Below are 20559 nucleotides of genomic sequence, written 5' to 3'. Positions count from 1 at the left end.
CGAGTAGGATACAAATCCTAGAGGAATCGTCATGCCCACCATTGAATCCATCCAGGTCTTTCAGGCCCTGAACAGTTCGCCCAATGCCCATCTGGAGCAAAGCGCGCCGCTGGGCGACGGGTTGGTGGCGGCGTTGTGGAACAATCGGCATGACTCGCAGGAATATCACGCACCGACCCACCATACGCTGTCGTGCTATATCGAGGACGGTACCGGGACCTTTCGCCGCGGCAGACCCGACCAGAAAGGCGCGCCGGGCAAACTGTGCATCTTGCCTGCCGGCCATGAGTCCGCCTGGGTAGTGAATGGCGAGATCCGTCTGGCGCATCTGTATTTCAGCCCGGAACAGTTTGCGCTGGGCTGCGTGACCCTGCTGGACCGTGAGCCGCGCGAGATGCAACTGCGGGAAAACACCTTTCTGGAAGACCCCGCACAGGCGGCACGCTTCCGGCAGCTGATTCGCCTGAACTGGGCAGAACCCGGCGAGCGCCTGCTGACCAGCAGCCTGGCGCACGAGATGGTCAGCCATGCGCTGCTCAGCCAGGCTGGACTGCGCGAAGGGCTGCGCTTGAAAGGCGGCCTGGCGCCGCACCTGCGCCGGCACCTGGTGGACTTCATCGAAATGCATCTCGCCGACCCGCTGAGCCTTGGCCAACTGGCCGGCCTGTGCGCGCTGTCGGAATACCACTTCGCACGCATGTTTCGCGAAAGCTTCGGTTTGCCGCCGCACCAGTACCTGCTGGCGCGGCGTATCGAGCGGGCGCGCCAGTTACTGCGCGGCACCGGCAAGCCGCTGGGCGAGATCGCGCTGGCCTGCGGGTTCGCCAGCGCCAGCCATTTCAGCAACCGCTTTCGTCAGGCCACAGGGGCGACACCGGGTGAATACAGAACGGCGTTAGGCCAATAACTGACCTACCGCGGCCAACGGGCTCAACAGCGCCCCACACCCCGCCAGTGCCAGCACCCAACGCGGACGGAACGACAGCAACGCAACCAGCAACACCGCGCTGCCCATCAGCGCAGCGAACCAGTACACCGTCCCCATCATCCAGCCACAGTCATGAACCGCAGCCCACGACGACAGTAACAGCGCCCCCCAGCCGGCCAGTTTGAGCAGCCGTCGCCGCGGTTCGGTCAACGGCCCCTTGAGCAGTTCACCGTAATGTCGGGCCATGGACAGACACAGGCACGTGAACCCCACATAACAGAGCAAGGCCGCCAGCATCATCAGGGGGCCTCCTGAGGTACGACCGGCAACGAGACGCGGGAGGTTTTACCGGCAGGCGCAGCCTTGAACTTCAGCGCCGCCCAGCCCAGGAACAGCCCGATGACCAGCACCGTCAGGTCAAAAGCCGCCAACATCAGGTTTCCTGACATCAACGCATCCAGCAGATAGCGACCGCAGATCAGCAGATCGAGCACCGGCAGACCGGCGAACAGCAGCGCGCCGAGCCACAGTTGTTCTCGCCATGCGCTACGCCCCTTGCGCAGCGCAGCATGCATGACTGACACGGCCCAAACCGTGAAGAACGCGCTGACCTCCCAATCAGCACGCCCGACGAATCCGACAGGCAGCAAACGATTGGCCCAGAAAAAGCTGGCCACGGCGATCATCAACCCGGACATGCTGGCAATGTTCAGCACTTCGACCACACGCAGTTCCAGCGGCAGCACGCCGGTCTTGGCGTGTTTGAGCTGACGCTTGCCCAGCCACATCACCAACCCGGTGCCGATCATTGCAGTCCCGGCGACACCAAAAATGAAGTACAGCCAGCGCAGCAACGGTTCGGCGAAATGGCCCACGTGCAGGCCATACATCCCGCTGGAAATCAGCAGCGCCAGCGGGCGCTCGGGCACTTCGTTCAACAGTTCGCCGCTGGCACCGCTGAACGTCAGCGCCCCGCCCCGGTCCGGCACAATGCTGCCCTTGTCGTCACGCGTCAGCAGAATCGAAGCGGTGCTGTCGCCCGGATTATTAACGATAACCCGACCCACCTGACCGCTGTCCCATTTCGCATTCGCTGCGTTGACCAATGGCGCAAGCGCCACCAGCGGCGCAGCGGTGCCTTCGCGCTTGACCGTTTCCGGAAACGGATAGGCTTCGCTGTAGAAGGCCTGGACGGTGTCGTACTGGCTGAGAATGCTCGCGGGCATCACCATCGACATGAAGATCACCAGACTGCTGTAAGTGATCATCAGGTGAAACGGCAGCACCAGCACGCCCAGCGCGTTATGCCCGTCCAGCCAGGAACGCTGGCCCTTGCGCGGACGAAAGGTGAAGAACTCCTTGAAAACCTTCTTGTGAATGATGATGCCGGTGATCAGCGCGACCAGCATCACCATCGCGGCGCTGGTTGCCAGCCAGCGGCCCCAGGGATATGGCATCTGCAGTTGATAGTGAAACCGGTAGAAGAAATCGCCACCGCGTGTGTCACGCGCCTGCACCTCACTACCGGTCTGCGGATCGAGCAGCTTGCGTACGAAGTTGTTGCGCTGGCCCTGTTTGCCTTCGGGCAGCCAGCCGACCATCAGGCCGGGCGTGCGCTGATCGGGCAGACTGATGAACCAGCGCGTAGCCCCGGCGGCATGGCTTTGCAGATAAAGCTGAGCCTGTTGCACGCTGGCGCCTGCATCAAGGGCGCGCACCGGAATCTCCGGCTGCATCCAGTGGGTAATCTCGTCCTTGAAATAGGAAAGCGTGCCAGTCAGAAAAATCGCGAACAGCAACCAGCCAAACAGTAAACCGACCCAGGTGTGCAACCAGGCCATCGACTGGCGAAAACCCTCCTTCACAGCAACCACCGACCACAGGCGTAGGCCGCGCCCAGCAGTGCACAGGGCGTCAGCACCCCGACCCACGCCTGCAGCGCCGTGCGGCAGGCAAAACACCAGAGCACCGCGCCCAGATAGGCGAGAAACGAGAACATCATCCCCGTCACCACCGCTTCGGCGCGGGTAATCGGCAGCCATTGTGCGATGCAGGTACTGAACAACGACGCCAGCAGGTAACCGGCAAATACCGCAGCCAGTGTCCGCGAGACAATGGCAATGCGATAGGCCGCCGTCACGCCCCTGGTTCCGGTTTTTGCCGTGCGCTTTTCCGGCAACGGGCGGCTTGCGGTGGTGACATCCATCAAAGGGTCTGCATTGATTCATGAAACCAGGGAAGCCGGTCACAAGCGGCCAGGAAGGGGTCGCAACAAAAGCCGGCGGTGTGCGCCATTCATCCCGAACGGGACAAATGAACCGCAATATTAATGATAAATATTCTCATACGCAAAAGAGTCTGCCAGAATCCACGCCATCAATGAGTCCCCGTGGATTGTTTCCCCGTGATGCCCGTCGCCCACTCCGCTCTCAATCACACTGTCGAAGGCCTGTACAGGGCACACAACGTCTGGCTGACGACCTGGTTGCGGCGCAGGCTCGGCTGCCCGCACAGCGCGGCAGATCTTGCGCAGGACACCTTCATCAAGGTCCTGGGCGCACGCGATACGCCGCAGATTATCGAACCGCGTGCCTTTCTGACGACGATTGCCAAGCGCGTGCTGTGCAATCACTACCGGCGTCAGGACCTGGAGCACGCTTACTATCAGGCACTGGCCGCATTGCCGGAGAGCGTGGCGCCTTCGGAAGAAGAGCGGGCGATCATTCTCGAAACCCTGGTGGAACTCGATCAACTGCTGGACGGCCTGCCGACCCTGGTCAAGCAGGCGTTTCTGCTGTCGCAGGTCGACGGTTTGAGCCATGGCCGGATCGCTGCCGAACTGGGTATTTCCATCGCCACGGTCAAGCGCCATCTGCACAAGGCCGCCCTGCGCTGCTATTTCGCCCTATGAACACCAACAGCGAGTCCCTGAACAAATCCGACATCTCGCCCGCCGTGGCACAGCAGGCCGTTGGCTGGCTGCTGGAAATGCAGGAGGGCACGCTGGATGCCCGCCGTCAGCACGCCTGGCAGCTGTGGCTCAATGGCAACGTCGAGCATCAACGGGCGTGGGCGCACATGCAGCGGGTCAATCAGCGCCTGAGTGGACTGTCCTCGCCGCTGGCGCACGCGGCACTCAATGCGCCGAAGTCCGCCAGCCGTCGGCATGCGTTGAAGCTGCTGTTGCTGCTCGGCGCAGGCTCGGCAGCGGGCTGGAGCCTGCGCGAGCAGATCGCCCTGCAACCTTTGCTGGCCGACTACGACAGTGGCGTGGGTGAACAGCGCAAAGTGGCGTTGAGCGACGGCAGTCAGGTGCAGTTGAATACTGCCAGCGCGGTGGATGTGCGTTTTGATGCTCAGCAGCGCCTGATCGAACTGCTGCAGGGCGAAATCCTCATGACGGCCTCGGCGGACACGCGCCCGCTGAACCTGTTGAGTGCCGAAGGCTCGGTCAGGGCGTCGACAGGCGCCAGTCGTTTCAACCTGCGTCAACTGAATGGGCGCACGCAGTTGGCCGTGTTTGCCGGAGCCCTTGAAATAGTCCCTGCCGGCAAGAGCGGCCCCGGTTTGATGCTGCTGGCCAGCCAACAGGTGACGTTCAGTCGTGATGCCTGGGACAAGGTTCGTCCGCTGGACGCAGGCAGTGGCGCCTGGGCGGACGGGATGCTGGTGGCGTCGCGCATGAGGCTGGTGGATTTTCTTGCAGAGTTGGGCCGCTACCGCCGCGGTCGTCTCAATTGCGATGCGAAGGTTGCAGGGCTGCTTATTTCCGGCAGTTACCCGCTGGCCGACAGCGAGCGCATCCTCGACATGCTCGAACGCGCCCTCCCGGTGCGCGTGCAACGCTTCACGCGGTATTGGGTGAACGTGCAGGCGCGGGTTTGATCGTGATTGCTCGTTTCCACGCCGGGTCCTCATGGTGACGTACACATCCTGAAGAGCCCGAAATACGGGACTGAAACTCCGCTGACTATCGTCCCCATGCTCCGCGTGGGAATGCCGTTCGTGACGCTCTGCGTCACACAGCGGTTTTTGGATGACAGCTGGATTTGCGCTGGCCGGCTAAAATTTTTCAAAAAGCGTGAGCCGTTTTTCGACCCTCGCGTGACAGACAGGGAAAGCCTCTCTCAACCTTCCGGTCAAAGGACTCCTGCATGTCAGCCCGCCCTACTCAACTTTCACCGCTGGTGCGCACATTGCGCCATGTCATTTTCGGTGCCAGCCTCTCGGTCGGCAGTCTGTCGATGGTGCAGGCCGCAGAAGTCGCACCCAAGGTGTATCACATTGCGCCGAGCGAGCTTGAAGCGGCGCTGAGCCAGTTCGGTCGTGAGTCTGGCGTGCTGATTTCGTATGGTTCGCAAATCACCAGCGGCCTGAAAAGCCGTGGCCTGGAAGGTCAGTACACACCTGAGCAGGGCCTCAACGCCTTGCTCGAAGGCACCGGCCTGCAGGCCATGGCCGATGGCAATAACGGCTTCACCCTGCAACCGGTCAATGCTGTTGGCGCGCCGATCGAACTGGGTGTCTCCACGGTGGTAGGCGACTGGCTGGGTGCGGCGCAGCAAACCAACGTTTTCGAACATCCCGGCGCACGTGACGTGATTCGTCGTGAGGAGTTCGAGCGGGTCGGAGCGACATCGGCGCGTGAAGTGCTCAATCGCATTCCGGGCGTCAATGCGCCGGACAACAACGGCACCGGCAGCCACGACATGGCGCTGAATTTCGGCATTCGCGGCCTCAATCCACGCCTGGCGTCGCGTTCTACCGTGCTGATGGACGGTATCCCGGTGCCATTCGCGCCCTATGGCCAGCCGCAACTGTCGTTTGCACCGATCAGCATGGGCAACATGGACGCAGTCGATGTGGTGCGTGGCGGTGGCGCAGTCCGTTACGGTCCGCAGAACGTGGGCGGCATCGTCAACTTCGTGACCCGCGCGATCCCTGATGCACCTACTCTCAAAGGCGGCATACAAACCGAGACCAGCCCGTCGTCCAGCCACGACGGCTTCAAGACCACCGGCAACCTGCTGGCCGGCGGCACCGCAGACAACGGCCTGGGCGGTGCGATTCTGTATTCCGGCGTGCGCGGCGGTGACTGGCGTGAACACAGCGATACCGAAATCGACGACCTGATCCTCAAGGGTAAATACCAGATCGACGAAGCCAACAGCCTCAACGCCATGGCACAGTACTACGATGGCGAAGCGCAGATGCCCGGCGGCCTGAGCGTCAAGGACTACGACGCCGACCCTTACCAGTCGACGCGCCTGAAGGACAAGTTCTGGGGCCGTCGCACGATGTTCAACTTCGGCTATCGCTACGAACAGGACGCGCGCGTCTTCACCGCCAACACGTTCTTCACCAAGACCCTGCGCAGCGGCTATCTGGATCAGGGCAGCTTCGTTTCCCTGTCGCCCCGCGAATACTGGGTACGCGGTCTGGAAACGCGCTTCTCGCAAGGCTTTGCGCTGGGCGAAACCTGGCATGAAGTCGGCGTTGGCTACCGCTACGTCAACGAAGCCGGTCACGAACTGCGCTACCGCGAACCGGTCACCGGCAACCTGCCGACCACCGCCAGCCGCAACGACCGCGACACACGCGGCGCGACCGAAGCGCATGCGTTCTACATCGACGACCGCATCGATATCGGCAAGTGGACCATCACGCCGGGCGTTCGCTACGAGATGATCGACACCGCGCAGAACAACAACCTCACCAACGCACGCTACCAGGGCGACTACAGCACTGCGTTGCCGGCGTTGAACGTGCTTTATCACCTGACCGACACCTGGAACCTGTACGCCAACACCGAAGGCTCGTTCGGCAGCGTGCAGTACAGCCAGATGCCTAACCGCGTCACCGGGGATGAAGTCAAACCGGAAAAAGCCCGCACCTGGGAACTGGGCACACGCTACGACAATGGCAACCTGCGGGCCGAGATCGGCGCATTCCTGATCAATTTCGACAACCAGTACGACAGCAACCAGACCAACGACACGGTGATCGCACGCGGCGAGACGCGCCATCAGGGCATCGAGACCAGCGTCAACTATGCACTGGAAGGCCTGAGCCCGATGCTGGCCGGCTACGATATCTACGCGACCTACGCCTTCGTCGACGCCACGATCCGCGAAGACGGCCCGAACAAGGGCAATCGCGTGCCGTTCTCGTCAAAGCACAAGGGAACGATGGGCGTCAGCTACACCGAAGGGCCGTGGAAGCTCAATTTCGACAGCTCCTTCCAGAGCGACCAGTTTGCCGACAACGCCAATACCTCGACTGAAAGCGCCGATGGCAGCACCGGCAAGATCCCTGGGTACATGCTGTTCAGCACCCGAGCCAACTACGATTTCGGCCCGAAACTGTCTGACCTCAACGTAGCGGTCGGGATGAAGAACATCTTCAACCGCCAGTACTACACCCGCTCGTTCGACGACAACAACCGCGGCAAATACGTCGGCGAACCGCGCACGGTGTACGTACAGACGTCGGTCGCGTTCTAGTTTCGGACGCCAGAGCGCGAGAGCAGTGTTCTCCCGGACACCTCTCGTTCCTCACGCTCCGCGTGGGAATGCCGTTCTGGACGCTCTGCGTCCGTTCCCGATTCGTAACCTCGCGCCAGGGCAGCCATTTTTTGCTGCGAAATATTTCTTACACATTGGGGTTGAATTGTCAGGCCATTGCCGCCAACACTGTGAATGAGCGCAAACGAAATCGATTCCGCCAGGAATCGTGCAGTCCAGCCTCGCACGAGCAAGCCCTAATAAGGATTAACTATGCAAATCCAGGTCAATAGCGATAATCACATCGAAAGCAGTATCCGACTGGAGGAGTGGGTTCGTACCACCGTTGAAAGCACGCTCGAACACTACGATGAAAACCTGACCCGCGTGGAAGTCCACATCCGCGACGAAAACGGCGACAAGCCTGGCCCGCACGACATCAAGTGCCAGATGGAAGCTCGCCCCAAAGGACACCAACCCATTTCTGTTTCCCACAAGGCCGATACGGTAGATCAGGCTGTGGATGGCGCTGCTGTAAAACTCGATCACGCCCTCGAGCATCTGTTTGGCAAACTGCGCGGCAAACGAGGCGCCGCACCGACCATTGCCGAACAGGATGAAGATCCGGTCAGTCCGGACGCGCTGCTCGAAGAAGAATTTCTGGAAAAAGAGCAGGAGAAAGAAGCCGCTCGTCTGACCTGATGCTTCACTGACACGTTTTGCAAGAAAAGGGCGAACCGGCAACGGTTCGCCCTTTTTGTTCGCCATGGGTTCACGCCCCAATCAGTACGCACCACAAACGCTCGCTGCACAGCTTTGGCCACCTTGACCCGTCGCTAGCCTCGCCGCCATTTCGATCGCCGGGTGCCGTCCATCGAATTTAACATTCAGCGCCGTGCAGCCCGAGCGCTGTACCTGAGCACTATCGGCGAGCAAAAAAACATGCTGCTCGCTTCCATGAGCAGGCAAGTCAGCCAGTCATACCGACAAGCGTTCAACACTCATCCCGCAGCTCCGCAGCACGACGCTCAACGTCAGAACCTGGACAGTGGGCGAGTACGGTTTCGACCCCGTCTTTACGAATCTCTGACGTCAAGATTCGGTTGTCGGAGTGTCAGACAATCACTCGAAAAAGTCATAAGCAAAACGCATTCGCGAGACGAGCAGGCCATGTCCGGCAGCTGTTTTCGCCCGGCTTGGAAAGCACTGTTCTCAACCGAACTGAACGGCTCGTCCTGTGGCAAAGCCAACCAGGAAGCGGCTGCGGAGTGCGCCCGCTCGGCGGCTTCTAGCGCATCGCCCCTGCAATATGGCCCGAACCATGCAAAGCCCTGTAGTACGCGCCACGAGGCAGGCCATCAGGACGGCCACTTTCTGGCGCGAACTGAACGTCGTGAATGCGTCAAAGCTTCTCTAAACGAAACCCTGTCATCAACGCGAAAGACGACAGCAACACCGTCAGCAGCAAGCGCAGGAGTAACGCAACCGCTGATCAGTCGTCGAGAACCAAAAGGACTAATACCCGGTCAACTTATGCAGACCATTGAGCAGGTGAATGATATGGACAATCCTTTTCAGATGATCACGGACACGTTTCACCCTGACTATCGGGTGAATCTGAGCATTCAAGGGCTGGACGGCAGCATCATGCTGACCTTGTCCAACGAATGCGGCGTCGTTGCCAAGCGCTTGATCAGCGCTGCCCAACGCAATGACCCACAACGCCTGCGCAAGCTGATAGAAAGCGTGCAATTCGGCATCGCCATCGAACGTGGCGACAGCGCGATCAAGATCCTTGCAGCGATGACTGATGGCGCGACGCTGAAAAAGACACCTGTCCCGGCCAATGGTCTGTGGCCACAGAGCCAGGCAACGGTGAATGCCGGGGTTTGATGCACTCCTGCCCTTCCCCGCTGTGCAGTGCCGTTGTTGGCACTGCACAGAGCAAGACTATCCCGATGCCGCTCAATATTTTCCAGCCTGCTTGAACGGGCTTTCCCCCCAGTAAAACCGGCCTTTCGCTATCATTCCCCCTTCCTCCTCTTCAGCAAAAGTACAGATACATCCTGCTACAACAATCCTTGCGCAGAAACATTCGAGCGACTGGGCACTGAGCTCAGCGCCACTGCACCTGCGGTTGATTCCGAGGAGGCAACATGTACTTACGTTATGGGGTATTGATCGCATCACTTGCGATAGCGTCAGGCTGTGTCGAGGAGCGCGTGGTTCATGAACGGCCGCATGTCCATCACGAATACGTTGAAGAAGTGATCGCGCCACAACCGCCACCGGAACGCGTCGTCGAGGTGGAACCGGCGCCTCGTCCCGGCTATATATGGGCACGCGGTTACTGGCACTGGAACGGCCAGCGTTTCGTGCCGGTGCATGGCCACTGGGAAGCAGAGCGTCCCGGCTATCACTATGTACATCCGCACTGGGAAAGCGCCGGTGACGGCTGGCACTGGCGTGCCGGGGTCTGGCTGAACTGATTGGGCTCCTGTCCAGCAACATTGCTGGCGGCATCTTGCACAGATGCCGCCACTGCCTTCGATCAGATCTCGCCCTTTTCTTCCGTCACTGCACCTTTGACGGTGCTGGACGAATCGGGAATCTTCGCTGACGGGTACTTGTACGACGCATAGCGCACCACCAGAATCGCAAACGCCAGCAACAGGATGCCGCCACACAGGTAGATGATGCCGATGTCCGGCGGGTTGTGATGGGACACGTCGGAAATCAGCAGCCGGGTCAGTGCAGTGATCGCAACATAGATCAGGAAGCGCACGGGCATGTGGTTGGTCTTGAAATAAATCCCGGTCATCGCCCCCAGTTCGAGGTAGATGAACAGCAGCAGGATGTCATCGACCGTGACGTTGCCTTTCTCGACCATCCCCAGGAATGCGACCACTGACGCCCAGGCAGTGATCGCGCCGATCGCGAACAGGGCGAGAAAGTGGAAGCTCTCCACACACAGGTTGCCCAGTGACTCGGCCTGCGCATGTACGCGGTGTCTTATCTTTACTGCCCATTTATTCCCCATGACGCGTTACCTCTGAACCTTCGTTTATGCCGACCGGATGATGCCGGGTACTCGTGACACCCTTGTGGCCTGCTTTTTAAAGCAGGAACAGGGCCATAGGCTATGGTTGAGAGCGCGGCGGGTTGTCGCAAGGCACATTTGCAGCGCAAAAAAGATGCGTAAACGCCACTATTCAGGCGGGGCTTGATTGGCACATGGCTTTTACTGTATAAAAACACAGTAATCGAGAAATCGCTTCTGCTGTTGCGTCGCAGGCCAGCCTCCCTAAAGGTCTTCACGCAGTGCCCCGCTACACCTGACCGGCGCGCTGGTCATGCACGATCAATGCTTTGCATACCCGCTGGTCAGAGCACGACGCCCTGAACGTCCGGGTCTAGCCCTTTCAACACTGGATAAGACGACGAGGCCAAAATGGCTGTTGAAACCCTTTACCGCAGTACCCGCGATCTGGAGACTACTTTCGTGGACCGTAAACTCGCCGATGCGCACGACCAAATGCTCGAGCTGGCCGAGCTTCTTACCGACGTCCTGATCAAGAACGTGCCGGGGATCTCGGAGAAGCATGCAGAGGACGCGAGCATTTACATGGCCAAGAATCGCGCCGTGTTCGCCGCGGCGTTCAAGAACAACGCGACCGCGCTCAGCGAGCTGTCGGAACCGGCCGAGGCGAAAGACTGATTCCGCTGTGGGCTGCGACTCCCCTCATTGCGAGGGGGTCGCCAATCATTCTCATTTAATGGCTGGGCAATCACCCGTATTGCTGCTACAACTCAATACTGTATATGCCGCGCAAATTTGAACAGCATCTAAGCTAATTCCTAACATCCCGTCTGCCGCTCAGTGTGTCAAACTCGGTACATAATCAAAGTTCCCAAGCGTCATTATATCAGCGTCATTTTTGTGAACCCCTTCTCTCTTCCTGTCATTAAACAGGCGTCAGGATTCTGCTGTAGTGACACACACCTCGCTGTTGATATTTTTGTTGGAACTTTTTGCCATCATCCAGAATTACAGCGAATAACCCAGCACTCAAAACAGCAGGAAAAGCGTTACCAAGAGCCCCCGAAGACCCCGTATTCATTGACCTAAGCGCCTTTTTTCAAAAAATACAACCCTGTACTGACCGTGGTGAAAAACTAAAGTTCCTACCCATTGTTACTTTGAAAAATACTTAATAAAACGTTTTGCTTTATTATCTTGTTCTGCTAATAATCCCGACAATTCCGGGTAACAAGGCATATTGCTACATTCACACTGAAGTGAACATCGAGCCACAAACTCCGATCTTTCCGCCCGAGAAACTCATCAACTCGCAGTCTCACCAAGCTGTTCTCAGCCTGGTTTTTGCTGCTGTGCGGCGCGCTAAAGGCGCGGGAGGAAATAATGGCTGGTCTGCACCCCAGAATGAAGGTCCTTTCCATTTTCGGTACTCGTCCGGAGGCCATCAAAATGGCTCCCTTGGTCAGAGCATTGGCTGCAGAGCCGGGTATCGACTCAAGAATCTGCATTACCGGGCAGCATCAAAGCATGCTGCAACAGGTGCTGGACATGTTCGAGCTCAAAGCCGACTACAGCCTCGATGTGATGCGCCCGGATCAGACGCTGAATTCTCTGACGGCTGCGCTTTACGCGGCGATCGACCCGATTCTGGACGAGATGAAGCCGGACAAGGTGCTGGTTCATGGCGACACCACATCAGCGATGGTGGCGGCCATGTCGGCCTTTCATCGCCGCATCCCCATCGGCCACGTCGAAGCCGGTCTGCGCACCGGCGATATCCGTCAGCCGTGGCCTGAAGAGATGAATCGTCGCTGCATCGATCTGATTTCCGATCATCTGTTCGCGCCTACCGCCGAGTCGCGCCGCAACGTGCTGGGCGAACGCCTGCAGGGCATCTCGTTCGTGACCGGCAACACCGTGATCGACGCCCTGCACCTGACGGCCCAGCGAATCGACAGCAATCGCCAGTTGCGTCATGCCCTGGATCGCCAGTTTTCGTTCCTGGTGCCCGAGCGCAGGGTATTGGTGGTGACCGGGCATCGCCGTGAGAACTTCGGCGACGGCTTCCTCAACATCTGCAAGGCGCTGGGCGAACTCGCCAGGCGTGACGACATACAGATCGTCTACCCGGTGCATCTGAACCCCAACGTATTGGGGCCGGTGACCGAGCACCTGGGCGACCTGCCCAACGTGCACCTGATCAAACCGCTGGACTACCTGTCGTTCGTGCGCCTGATGCAACGTGCCCACGTCATCCTCACCGACTCCGGTGGCGTGCAGGAAGAAGCGCCGTCGCTGGGCAAGCCGGTGTTGGTCATGCGCGATGTCACCGAGCGCCCGGAAGCGGTCGCAGCGGGGACCGTGCGCCTGGTGGGCACCGAAACGGACGCCATCATTCGCGGCGTGAACGCCCTGTTTGACGACGACGCCCTGTGGCAGAACGCATCCCGCGCAGCCAATCCTTATGGCGACGGCAAAGCCAGCTCACGGATCGTCGATGCCCTGATGGGCCGTCCGGTGGATGAATTTGTCGCCGAGCTGCCGCGTCAGCGCCAGGACCCGGTGGACATGCAACTGGATACGCGAATCAAGCCTCAGCACGAACATGCAGAGTTGCGCTCGATGGCCAGTTAGCAAAAAGGACGCGCAGGCAGCGCAAACAAACCCTAAAACAATCCGCAGGAAGCAGTCCGCAAACGATACGGGCACCCGGTTCAGACCGAGTGCCCGAAAAACGTTGTAGCAGACCGGCAGCCTGTATCAAGACCCAATGGCCTTGAGCCTTTACCGAGATCTGCACGATGAAATCTTCCGTTGCCGTAAACATGGGCGCGTTTGGCGTACTTGCCTGCGGGATGAGCCTGCTGGCGCTGATGCCTGCATTCGCCCTGGCTGCCGAAAGCCCCCTGACCCAGGCGATCAACCGAATCACTGCCGACAATCGCCAGGAGCGCGTGATCGAGCTGAGGGAGCTGGGTATCGATCGCCCGATCATCCTCAATGCTACCGACGCACGCCGCGAACTGTACCTGCCGGTGCCGGCCAATGTGCCATTGACCGAGGCCACGCTGAATTTCGATGCCAGCTACCTGAACGGCGAGGCTGGCCGCAACACGCTGCTGCTGTCGCTGGACGGATATCCGGTACGCGCGCTGGGCCTCAATGAAGAACAGGGCAATGCCAGCGCGACGCTGGGTGTCGACAAGGCAGCACGGGAAAGCGGTTCGGTACGACTGGGGATCGCCTGGTCGTCGGTGATCTCGAAAGTGCTTTGCGAAGACGAACGTGCGATCGGCAACGTGTTGCGCATCGACCCGCACACGCGCCTGACGTACAGCTATGACGCCAGCCAGTTGCAGGACGTCGGCGCGGTATGGAATGCACTGCCCGGCAAACCCGGCCTGCTGGTCGCACCCGGCACATTGTCGAACGCCAGCTACGATGCCGCCTGGCGTCTGGGCGTAGCGCTGGAGCGCATCGGCAAGCAGGCACGCATCCTGCCGTTTCCTGCGGTGCAGGACAGCGTGGACCTGAGCGGCCTGACTATTCCAGCGGAACTCAAGCAGATTCCGGCGTTTGCAGGGCTCGAAGGCAAGGGCCAGTACACCCTGCGCGACCCGGCGGAAATCGGTGCATTGTTGATGCTTGGCCAGACACCTGCGTTGCAGGCCGACCTGGCGATCAGCGATCCACAGCTGCTCAAGGCCATCGACGACGCCATGGACGCTCTCCAGGCGCAGGTGCAGGGTCTGGATGCTTCGGCGGCCAGCGCACTGGGCCAGTGGCGCGAGCGTCACATCAAGAAGCCGCTCGCCAACAGCACCGGGGATGACGTAAGCCTGGCCCTGCTGGGCAATCGTGCGCTGCTGATGATCAAGCCGGAGTCGGCCAACAAGGCCATTGGCCTGTTCAGTTCGGCGTGGAACAAACTGGCGCGCAATCGTCAGCTGACCATTGGCGAAGAAGCCGCCATGCCGCTGAGCGAAGACGGTCGCGTCGCGCTGACCCGTCTGGGCGGCAAGCCCGGCACGGTGGATGTGCTGGCAAAAACCGACTGGAGCGCCTCGTTCCCGCTGGGCAGCGTTGCCTATGACGGTCGGGTACCGGTGACTGCGATGATCGATATCGCTGCCGCCCCGGGCGCATCGGGTACACCACCGGTTGCCACGCTGTTCCTCAACGATTACCTGATCGGTGCGATGCAACTGACTGCCGATGGCAAGAAAGAGCGCATCGAAGCCCGCATTCCGCAGTACGCACTGGCGGCGCAGAACGTCCTGCGCGTGTCCTTCCAGCGTCAGCCGGTCAGCAACCAGTGCCTGGAAACGCCGCAAGCGTTCCCGATCTCGGTATTGCCGACCAGCCACATCGTGCTGGACAAGGTCACGCCTGACGAAAACTTCTCGGGCATGGCGGCACGCTTCGCCACCGACACGCAGATCATGGTGCCCAAGGGCTACCTTGAGCGCCCGGCCAGCAGCCTGCCGCAAGTCATCCGCATCGCCAGCGCTTCCGGCGTCTCGCCGTTGCGTGCACAGCTCAGCGTCAGCGATGACGCCAGCGTCGCCGTGACACCGGCCAAGGCGTTCCTGGCCTTCGAACTGCCGGTCAAGGACGGGGCCGAGTCGGTCAAGGCCAGCAACGACGGGCACCTGCTGATCAACCACAAAGAACAGACGCTGCTCGACCTCAAGTCGCTCAACCACCTGGCTTCGCTGCAAGTGATCGAAGCCGGCGGCCAGCACGGCATGGTCTATCGCTCGTTGGGCGGTCAGGCCCCGGTTTTCGAACGTCCGTTACTGCTGGAACGTGGCAACGCCGCGGTGCTGGCTGACAGCGGCCCGATCGCCACCTTCGACGCCAAGGACCCGACCGGCAGCCAGATGATCGAGGAGGAGGAAAGCACCGGCATCGACGCCTGGCGCAAACCATCGCTGCTGTGGCTGATCCCGGCCGGCATCGTACTTTTTCTCATTCTGTTGCTGGCTGGCCGTAGCGCCCGTCACAATCGCTCGTAACAGGCCGCCGCAATGACGTCGCTCTATTGGCCTTACTGGCTGGCCCATTACTACAGCGTGCTGGAAGTCGCGACGATCGTTGTCGGGCTGATCATTCTGGTATCGAGTATCGATGACCTGTTCATCGATATCTGGTACTGGTCGCGGCGGCTGTACCGCAAGTTCACCGCCGAACGTCGCTACCGGCCACTGACTGCCGAGCAGTTGATTGCCCGCGACGAGCAGCCGCTGGCAATCATGGTCCCGGCATGGCTGGAATACGACGTCATCGCGCCGATGATCGAAAACATGGTGTCGACGCTCGACTATCAGAACTACGTGGTGTTCGTCGGCACCTACATCAACGACCAGCGCACCATCGATGAAGTGGAGCGAATGCGTCGCCGCTACAAGCAGTTGCACCGCGTGGAGGTGCCGCACGCCGGCCCCACCTGCAAGGCCGACTGCCTGAACTGGGTGATCCAGGCGATTTTTCTGTACGAAAAGACTCACGCCGTACAGTTCGCCGGGACCATCCTGCACGACAGCGAAGACGTGCTGCACCCGCTTGAATTGCGCCTGTTCAATTACCTGCTGCCGCGCAAGGACATGATTCAGTTGCCGGTCGTGTCGCTGGAACGCAACTGGTACGAATGGGTGGCCGGCACCTACATGGACGAGTTTGCCGAATGGCACGGCAAGGATCTGGTGGTACGCGAAAGCATGACTGACACCGTGCCTTCGGCTGGCGTCGGCACCTGCTTCTCGCGGCGTGCACTGATGGTGCTGGCGGATGAAAACCAGAACCAGCCGTTCAATACCGAAAGCCTGACCGAGGACTACGACGTCGGCGCGCGATTGGCTAAGTACGGTATGCAAGCGATCTTCGTACGCTTTCCGGTGCAATTTCGGGTGCTGCGCAAGTCCTGGTTCCGCAAGCCTTATGAATCGACGCTGGAAATGCCGCTGTGCGTGCGCGAATTCTTCCCGGACACCTTCCGCACCGCCTTTCGCCAAAAGGCGCGCTGGACGTTGGGTATCGGCTTGCAAGGCTGGGAGCAAATGGGCTGGACTGGCTCGTTGGCCAACCGTTACCTGCTGTTCCGGGATCGTAAGGGCGTGGTGACATCGTTCGTCAGCATCCTCGCTTACTTTATCCTCATTCAATTGCTGGCGTTGATTGTGCTGCGCTCCAGCGGACTCTGGAACACCAGCTTTCCGACCCCGTTTGAAACCACAGGTCTGATTCAGTACCTGCTGGTGGCCAACGGCATCGCGTTGCTATGGCGAATCCTGCACCGCTGCTACTTCACTACCGTGCTTTACGGCTGGCAGCACGGTTTGCTGTCGATACCGCGCATGGTGGTCGGCAACTTCGTCAACTTCATGGCTGCAGCGCGCGCCTGGCGGATGTTTCTGGTGGGCAAGGTGCTCAACCGCAAGCTGGTCTGGGACAAGACCATGCATGACTTTCCGTCTTCCGACCTGATTGCCGTAGCGCCACGCCGCCTGGGTAGCGTGCTGCTGTCCTGGCAAGCCATCAACGACGAAAAACTGCAGACCGCACTGGCTGAACAACAGACCCGTCAGCTGCCGCTGGGCAGGATTTTGCTTAGCCACGGCTGGCTCGACGATGAAACCCTGGCTGAGGCCATCGCTTTTCAGAACGACCTGCCACGGGTATTCGACATTGCCGGCAAACGTGCGACAAACGATGTGCTGGCCGATGAGTTCTGCCTGCGCTGGCGTGTCGTGCCGTTGCAAATGAATGCGCTGGGTCGCCAGGAAATTGCCGTGGCCAGCCCGCTGCCGCCTGATGGTCTGCAACAGATTACCGAGCAACTGGGTGCCGAGCCGGTGCAGTTGATTGCCCGTGAAAGCGACATCGTCGCGCAGTTGCGTCAGCTTCAGGTGGTCGAGGGTCAGCCGCTTCCAGCCAGAGCGCCACTGCTCGGCGATCTGCTGATCGAGCAAGGCCTGCTGGACCGCGAAGTGTTCCAGAAAGCCATGCTCGGCTACCGCCCGCATGTGCATGGCCGGATCGGCGATTACCTGGTCGACATCGGCGTGCTGTCCAGAGAAACCATCGAACAGGCTGTGGCACGTCAGCACAACCATTACCGATCTGACGATCAAACGGAGCAGCCACTATGAAGCGCCCCTTCATCCTGTCGCTGCTGGTGAGCGGCCTGGGTCTTGTTGCACCGCTCAGCCAGGCGGAAACACTACCCTTGCCGTTGACCGGACCCGCCTATGCCATCGCCAACGAAGCCTACATGGCCTACAACCGCAAGGACTACGACCTGGCCATCGCCAAGGCGCGCGAAGCGTTGCGTCAGCGTGCGGATGCCGATCAGTTGCGTGATCTGATTGCCCTGGCAGAACGTGACAAATACCGCCGCGATCACCCGGCCCGCTTCCCCAAGGCGCGCCCCAAGCCTGGCTACCTGGAAGGCAATCAGGCGCTGCGTGCCTACGCCAACCGCGACTACGACGGCTCGGCCAGTCATGCACGCAAGGCCATTGCCCAGGCACCTAAGAATCTCGATTACCGCATGATGCTGATCGAGGCGCTGCAACGTCAGCAGCGTCTGGACGAAGCGCAGGCAGCGATCAACGAGGCCGAGCAGGCACTGGGGCCGCAACAGGTCCTGACGCGTCGTCGGCAGGCGATTCAGGAGCAGGTGGCGGTCGACAAGGCAGCCACTGGCTATAAAGCATTGGCACGCGGCGATAACGACACCGCAGTCAGCGAGGCGCGGGAGGCTGTGCGCAGTTTTCCCAAACAGATGGCCTACCGCAAACTGCTGGTCAGCGCATTGATCGCTCAAGGGCAGTATGCCGAAGCGCGCTCTGCGGCCACCGAAGCGCTGGCGCTGAATGGTAACGACGCTACCCTGCTCGTCCAGCGCGGACAAATGCGTCAACGCCTGGGCGATCAGGATGGTGCACGTCAGGACTTCGCTCAGGCAATGGCGGTCGGCAACCTGCCGCTGCGTGAGCAGGCCTCGTTGTATGCCGCCATGGGCCAGCCGAGTGAAGCACTGCAACGTCTGCAGCAAGCTCGCGATGCGGGCGAACTGCAACCCGGCGATGAAGTGCAGATTGCCTATTTCCTCAGTCAGGCGGGCGATGATCAAGGCGCACTGGATACGTTCAAGCGTGTCGACCGTCAGTCCGGTCTCAAGCCCCGCGAAGTACAGGATGCCGCCTACAGCGCGATGCGCACATCGGATGATGCGCAAGCCATCGCCTATTTCAAACGCGTCCTCGATTACCAGCAGACCGGCGATCTGCAGATGCCCGCGCAACAGGTGTTCGACACCCGACGCGCCGTGTCTGATCTGTCCCGTGAATGGGGCCTGACCAATACCACGACTTATCGCGGTGCCAGCACCAGCAGCGGCCTGAGCGGCGCGCCCGGCGGCAGCAATGACAGCGTGCAGAACAGCACCGAAGTGTTCTGGCGACCCTTCGGTTACCGTAACGCGCGCTTCGTCGAGCTTTACGGACGCGTCACCGACACGCTGTGGAGCAAGGAAGGCGACTCCGACACAGGCGCGGACGCCTTGCAGGGCGCGCTCGGTATCCGGGTCAAACCGTTCAGCGCAGTCAACGTGATCGGCGCCTTCGAACGCACCTTTCCGCTGGGCAACTCGAACGCCGACGGCGACTGGCTGGTGCGCCTGGGCTACGGCTCGAGCATCGGCACCGACCTGCGCGTCGATGTACCGAGCTGGTGGACTTCGCAGTTGTACGCTGAAGGCGGGCGCTATCTGCAGGACAAGCGCAACTATTTCAACAGTGAATGGCAGGTCGGGCGCAGCTTCCGTCTGGACAGTATCAGCCCGCGGCTGGTGGTGTTTCCCCACGTAGTCGCCGCAGTGGACTACGATTCAAAGATGCGCAGTGAAGTCGACAGCCTCGGCCGTAGCAGCACATCATCCGGTAACGCTGGCGGTCTTGGTGTCGGTACGGGCGTGCGTTACTGGTTCCGTGAAGACAAATACAAGGCACCGCAGTCGTATGTCGATTTCTCCGTGCAGTATCGCGAGAAGGTATTTGGCGATGACCGTGCAGAAGGCGTCTTCGCGCGCGTGACGTTCTCGTGGTGATCCACGCCCGTCATCCATCAGGGAGTAATGTTTGAAGGCTCTGGCCGCACTGCTGCGACAGGCAACATTGATCAAGACCTCGGTGGCCGCCCTGCTGGTGGGGGCGATCGCCCTCGGCACCAGCGAGCTGTATCTGCTGATCCAGCCCCAGGGCCCGGGGGTTGTCGGCATCGTCTGGCAACCGGATAACGCAACGGTAGGCATAAGCGGCAACTGGGACAGGCTCGGCGCACGGCAATTGCTCGTGCAGTGGACGGCGGTCGATGATCAGGCGTTCATACCGGGCACCCCGATGACCAGTGTGCCGGTGCTGCCGGACTGGACACGGATCGGCAAGGAGCCGTGGGCCCAGGAAGTGATCCTCGGACTGGCCGGGTACTTCAGCGAAACCCGCTCGCGGGACAATATCGAGCAGCTGGCGGTGCTTTCGGCGCAACTGGCCAAGGTGAAAACGCCGCTCAATGTCACCGGCTGGTACTTCCCCGCCGAGGTCGACCCCAGCTGGAGTCGTGCCAAGGAGTTACCGGCACTGCTGGCGAAACTGCCCAGACCACTGTGGATCAGCGTCTACGACGGCGCCAATATCGGGCCCGCCGCCACAGCGGACTGGCTGAAAACCTGGCTGCCGGACGATATCGGTGTGTTCTTTCAGGATGGTGTGGGTGTCTATGCCCGCACCGCTCCGGTTGCCCGCACCTACGCCGACGCCCTGCGCAAACGGCTGGGCAAGAATCGCGTCAGAATCATCGTCGAAGCCTTTCGCCCGCAGGTAGGCGGCGGCTTCCGCCCGGCAACGGCGGCCGAACTGAAACCGCAGATTGCAGCTTTCGATGGCTATCCGCTGTACCTGTTCGACGGTCCTCACTATGTGACACCCGACCTGATAGAAGCCCTGAACAAGTAGAAACACGTGGCGCTGGACGAAATTCGCGCACAGGGCTACAAAGAGTCTTCGCACTGGATTTCGAGCCGCACG

At 60.3% G+C, this 20559-nt stretch carries 17 protein-coding genes; 13 read left to right on the top strand and 4 right to left on the bottom strand.

The genetic code is table 11. The features are described 5' to 3' along the window. Window positions 1-31: 31 nt before the first annotated feature. Window positions 32-907: an AraC family transcriptional regulator gene (locus tag BLR16_RS10110; RefSeq protein ID WP_024663438.1), complete on the top strand. Its 876-nt coding sequence runs from the start codon at window positions 32-34 to the stop codon at window positions 905-907. Here BLR16_RS10110 and BLR16_RS10105 read toward each other — a convergent pair. The 3 genes from BLR16_RS10105 to BLR16_RS10095 are packed head-to-tail and all read right to left on the bottom strand — an operon-like array spanning window position 896 to window position 3134. Then, complete coding sequence (locus tag BLR16_RS10105; protein ID WP_074805745.1) at window positions 896-1228, bottom strand: DUF3325 domain-containing protein; 333 nt, start codon at window positions 1226-1228, stop codon at window positions 896-898. The two genes, BLR16_RS10110 and BLR16_RS10105, sit on opposite strands and share 12 nt — an antisense overlap. Continuing rightward, window positions 1228-2769 (bottom strand): PepSY-associated TM helix domain-containing protein, encoded by a 1542-nt coding sequence (locus BLR16_RS10100; protein ID WP_161437925.1) that lies wholly within the window; start codon window positions 2767-2769, stop codon window positions 1228-1230. The genes BLR16_RS10105 and BLR16_RS10100 overlap by 1 nt, the downstream gene beginning before the upstream one ends. Window positions 2770-2789: 20 nt before the next feature. After that, window positions 2790-3134: a DUF3649 domain-containing protein gene (locus BLR16_RS10095; RefSeq protein ID WP_074805751.1), complete on the bottom strand. Its 345-nt coding sequence runs from the start codon at window positions 3132-3134 to the stop codon at window positions 2790-2792. A 201-nt stretch (window positions 3135-3335) separates the two neighbouring features. Between BLR16_RS10095 and BLR16_RS10090 the strand changes: the two genes are divergently transcribed. The 6 genes from BLR16_RS10090 to BLR16_RS10065 all read left to right on the top strand — a co-directional run bounded on the left by BLR16_RS10090 (window position 3336) and on the right by BLR16_RS10065 (window position 9920). After that, window positions 3336-3839: a sigma-70 family RNA polymerase sigma factor gene (locus BLR16_RS10090; protein ID WP_003433640.1), complete on the top strand. Its 504-nt coding sequence runs from the start codon at window positions 3336-3338 to the stop codon at window positions 3837-3839. After that, window positions 3836-4813, top strand: coding sequence for a FecR domain-containing protein (locus tag BLR16_RS10085; protein WP_003349772.1), 978 nt, complete (start codon window positions 3836-3838; stop codon window positions 4811-4813). The genes BLR16_RS10090 and BLR16_RS10085 overlap by 4 nt, the downstream gene beginning before the upstream one ends. Before the next feature lie 269 nt (window positions 4814-5082). Beyond that, window positions 5083-7431: a TonB-dependent Fe(3+) dicitrate receptor FecA gene (gene fecA / locus BLR16_RS10080; RefSeq protein WP_003433642.1), complete on the top strand. Its 2349-nt coding sequence runs from the start codon at window positions 5083-5085 to the stop codon at window positions 7429-7431. A 273-nt stretch (window positions 7432-7704) separates the two neighbouring features. Continuing rightward, a complete protein-coding gene (locus BLR16_RS10075; protein WP_003365451.1) occupies window positions 7705-8133 on the top strand; it encodes an HPF/RaiA family ribosome-associated protein in 429 nt (142 codons plus the stop codon). Between the two features lie 858 nt (window positions 8134-8991). Further along, a complete protein-coding gene (locus BLR16_RS10070) occupies window positions 8992-9324 on the top strand; it encodes a DUF3509 domain-containing protein (protein WP_032609541.1) in 333 nt (110 codons plus the stop codon). A gap of 263 nt (window positions 9325-9587) precedes the next feature. Then, window positions 9588-9920, top strand: coding sequence for a YXWGXW repeat-containing protein (locus tag BLR16_RS10065; RefSeq protein WP_003365453.1), 333 nt, complete (start codon window positions 9588-9590; stop codon window positions 9918-9920). Window positions 9921-9982: 62 nt separating this feature from the next. Here BLR16_RS10065 and BLR16_RS10060 read toward each other — a convergent pair whose 3' ends face one another. Next, window positions 9983-10471 carry a phosphate-starvation-inducible protein PsiE gene (locus BLR16_RS10060; RefSeq protein WP_003316964.1) on the bottom strand — a complete coding sequence of 163 codons (489 nt, stop codon included), beginning with the start codon at window positions 10469-10471 and terminating at the stop codon, window positions 9983-9985. A 411-nt stretch (window positions 10472-10882) separates the two neighbouring features. Here BLR16_RS10060 and BLR16_RS10055 point away from each other — a divergent pair, with 411 nt between their 5' ends. The 6 genes from BLR16_RS10055 to BLR16_RS10030 all read left to right on the top strand — a co-directional run bounded on the left by BLR16_RS10055 (window position 10883) and on the right by BLR16_RS10030 (window position 20487). Then, the gene (locus BLR16_RS10055; RefSeq protein WP_003365454.1) at window positions 10883-11149 is read left to right on the top strand and encodes a YebG family protein; all 267 of its coding nucleotides are present in this window, start codon (window positions 10883-10885) and stop codon (window positions 11147-11149) included. Window positions 11150-11854: 705 nt separating this feature from the next. Further along, window positions 11855-13105: a non-hydrolyzing UDP-N-acetylglucosamine 2-epimerase gene (gene wecB / locus BLR16_RS10050; protein ID WP_003365455.1), complete on the top strand. Its 1251-nt coding sequence runs from the start codon at window positions 11855-11857 to the stop codon at window positions 13103-13105. Between the two features lie 167 nt (window positions 13106-13272). Then, window positions 13273-15489: a cellulose biosynthesis cyclic di-GMP-binding regulatory protein BcsB gene (locus tag BLR16_RS10045; RefSeq protein ID WP_092194227.1), complete on the top strand. Its 2217-nt coding sequence runs from the start codon at window positions 13273-13275 to the stop codon at window positions 15487-15489. Window positions 15490-15501: 12 nt separating this feature from the next. Continuing rightward, window positions 15502-17622 carry a glycosyl transferase family protein gene (locus BLR16_RS10040; RefSeq protein WP_003433646.1) on the top strand — a complete coding sequence of 707 codons (2121 nt, stop codon included), beginning with the start codon at window positions 15502-15504 and terminating at the stop codon, window positions 17620-17622. Continuing rightward, window positions 17619-19583 (top strand): NfrA family protein, encoded by a 1965-nt coding sequence (locus BLR16_RS10035; protein WP_060708717.1) that lies wholly within the window; start codon window positions 17619-17621, stop codon window positions 19581-19583. Before BLR16_RS10040 ends, BLR16_RS10035 begins: the two co-directional genes overlap by 4 nt. A gap of 31 nt (window positions 19584-19614) precedes the next feature. Continuing rightward, window positions 19615-20487: an alpha-amylase family protein gene (locus tag BLR16_RS10030; RefSeq protein WP_003433649.1), complete on the top strand. Its 873-nt coding sequence runs from the start codon at window positions 19615-19617 to the stop codon at window positions 20485-20487. The last annotated feature ends 72 nt before the right edge of the window (window positions 20488-20559 follow it).

Origin of the sequence: Pseudomonas sp. BS3767, from assembly GCF_900099665.1 — a bacterium.
GTDB lineage: Bacteria > Pseudomonadota > Gammaproteobacteria > Pseudomonadales > Pseudomonadaceae > Aquipseudomonas > Aquipseudomonas cerasi.
This window is presented reverse-complemented; position numbering and strand designations above follow the sequence as displayed.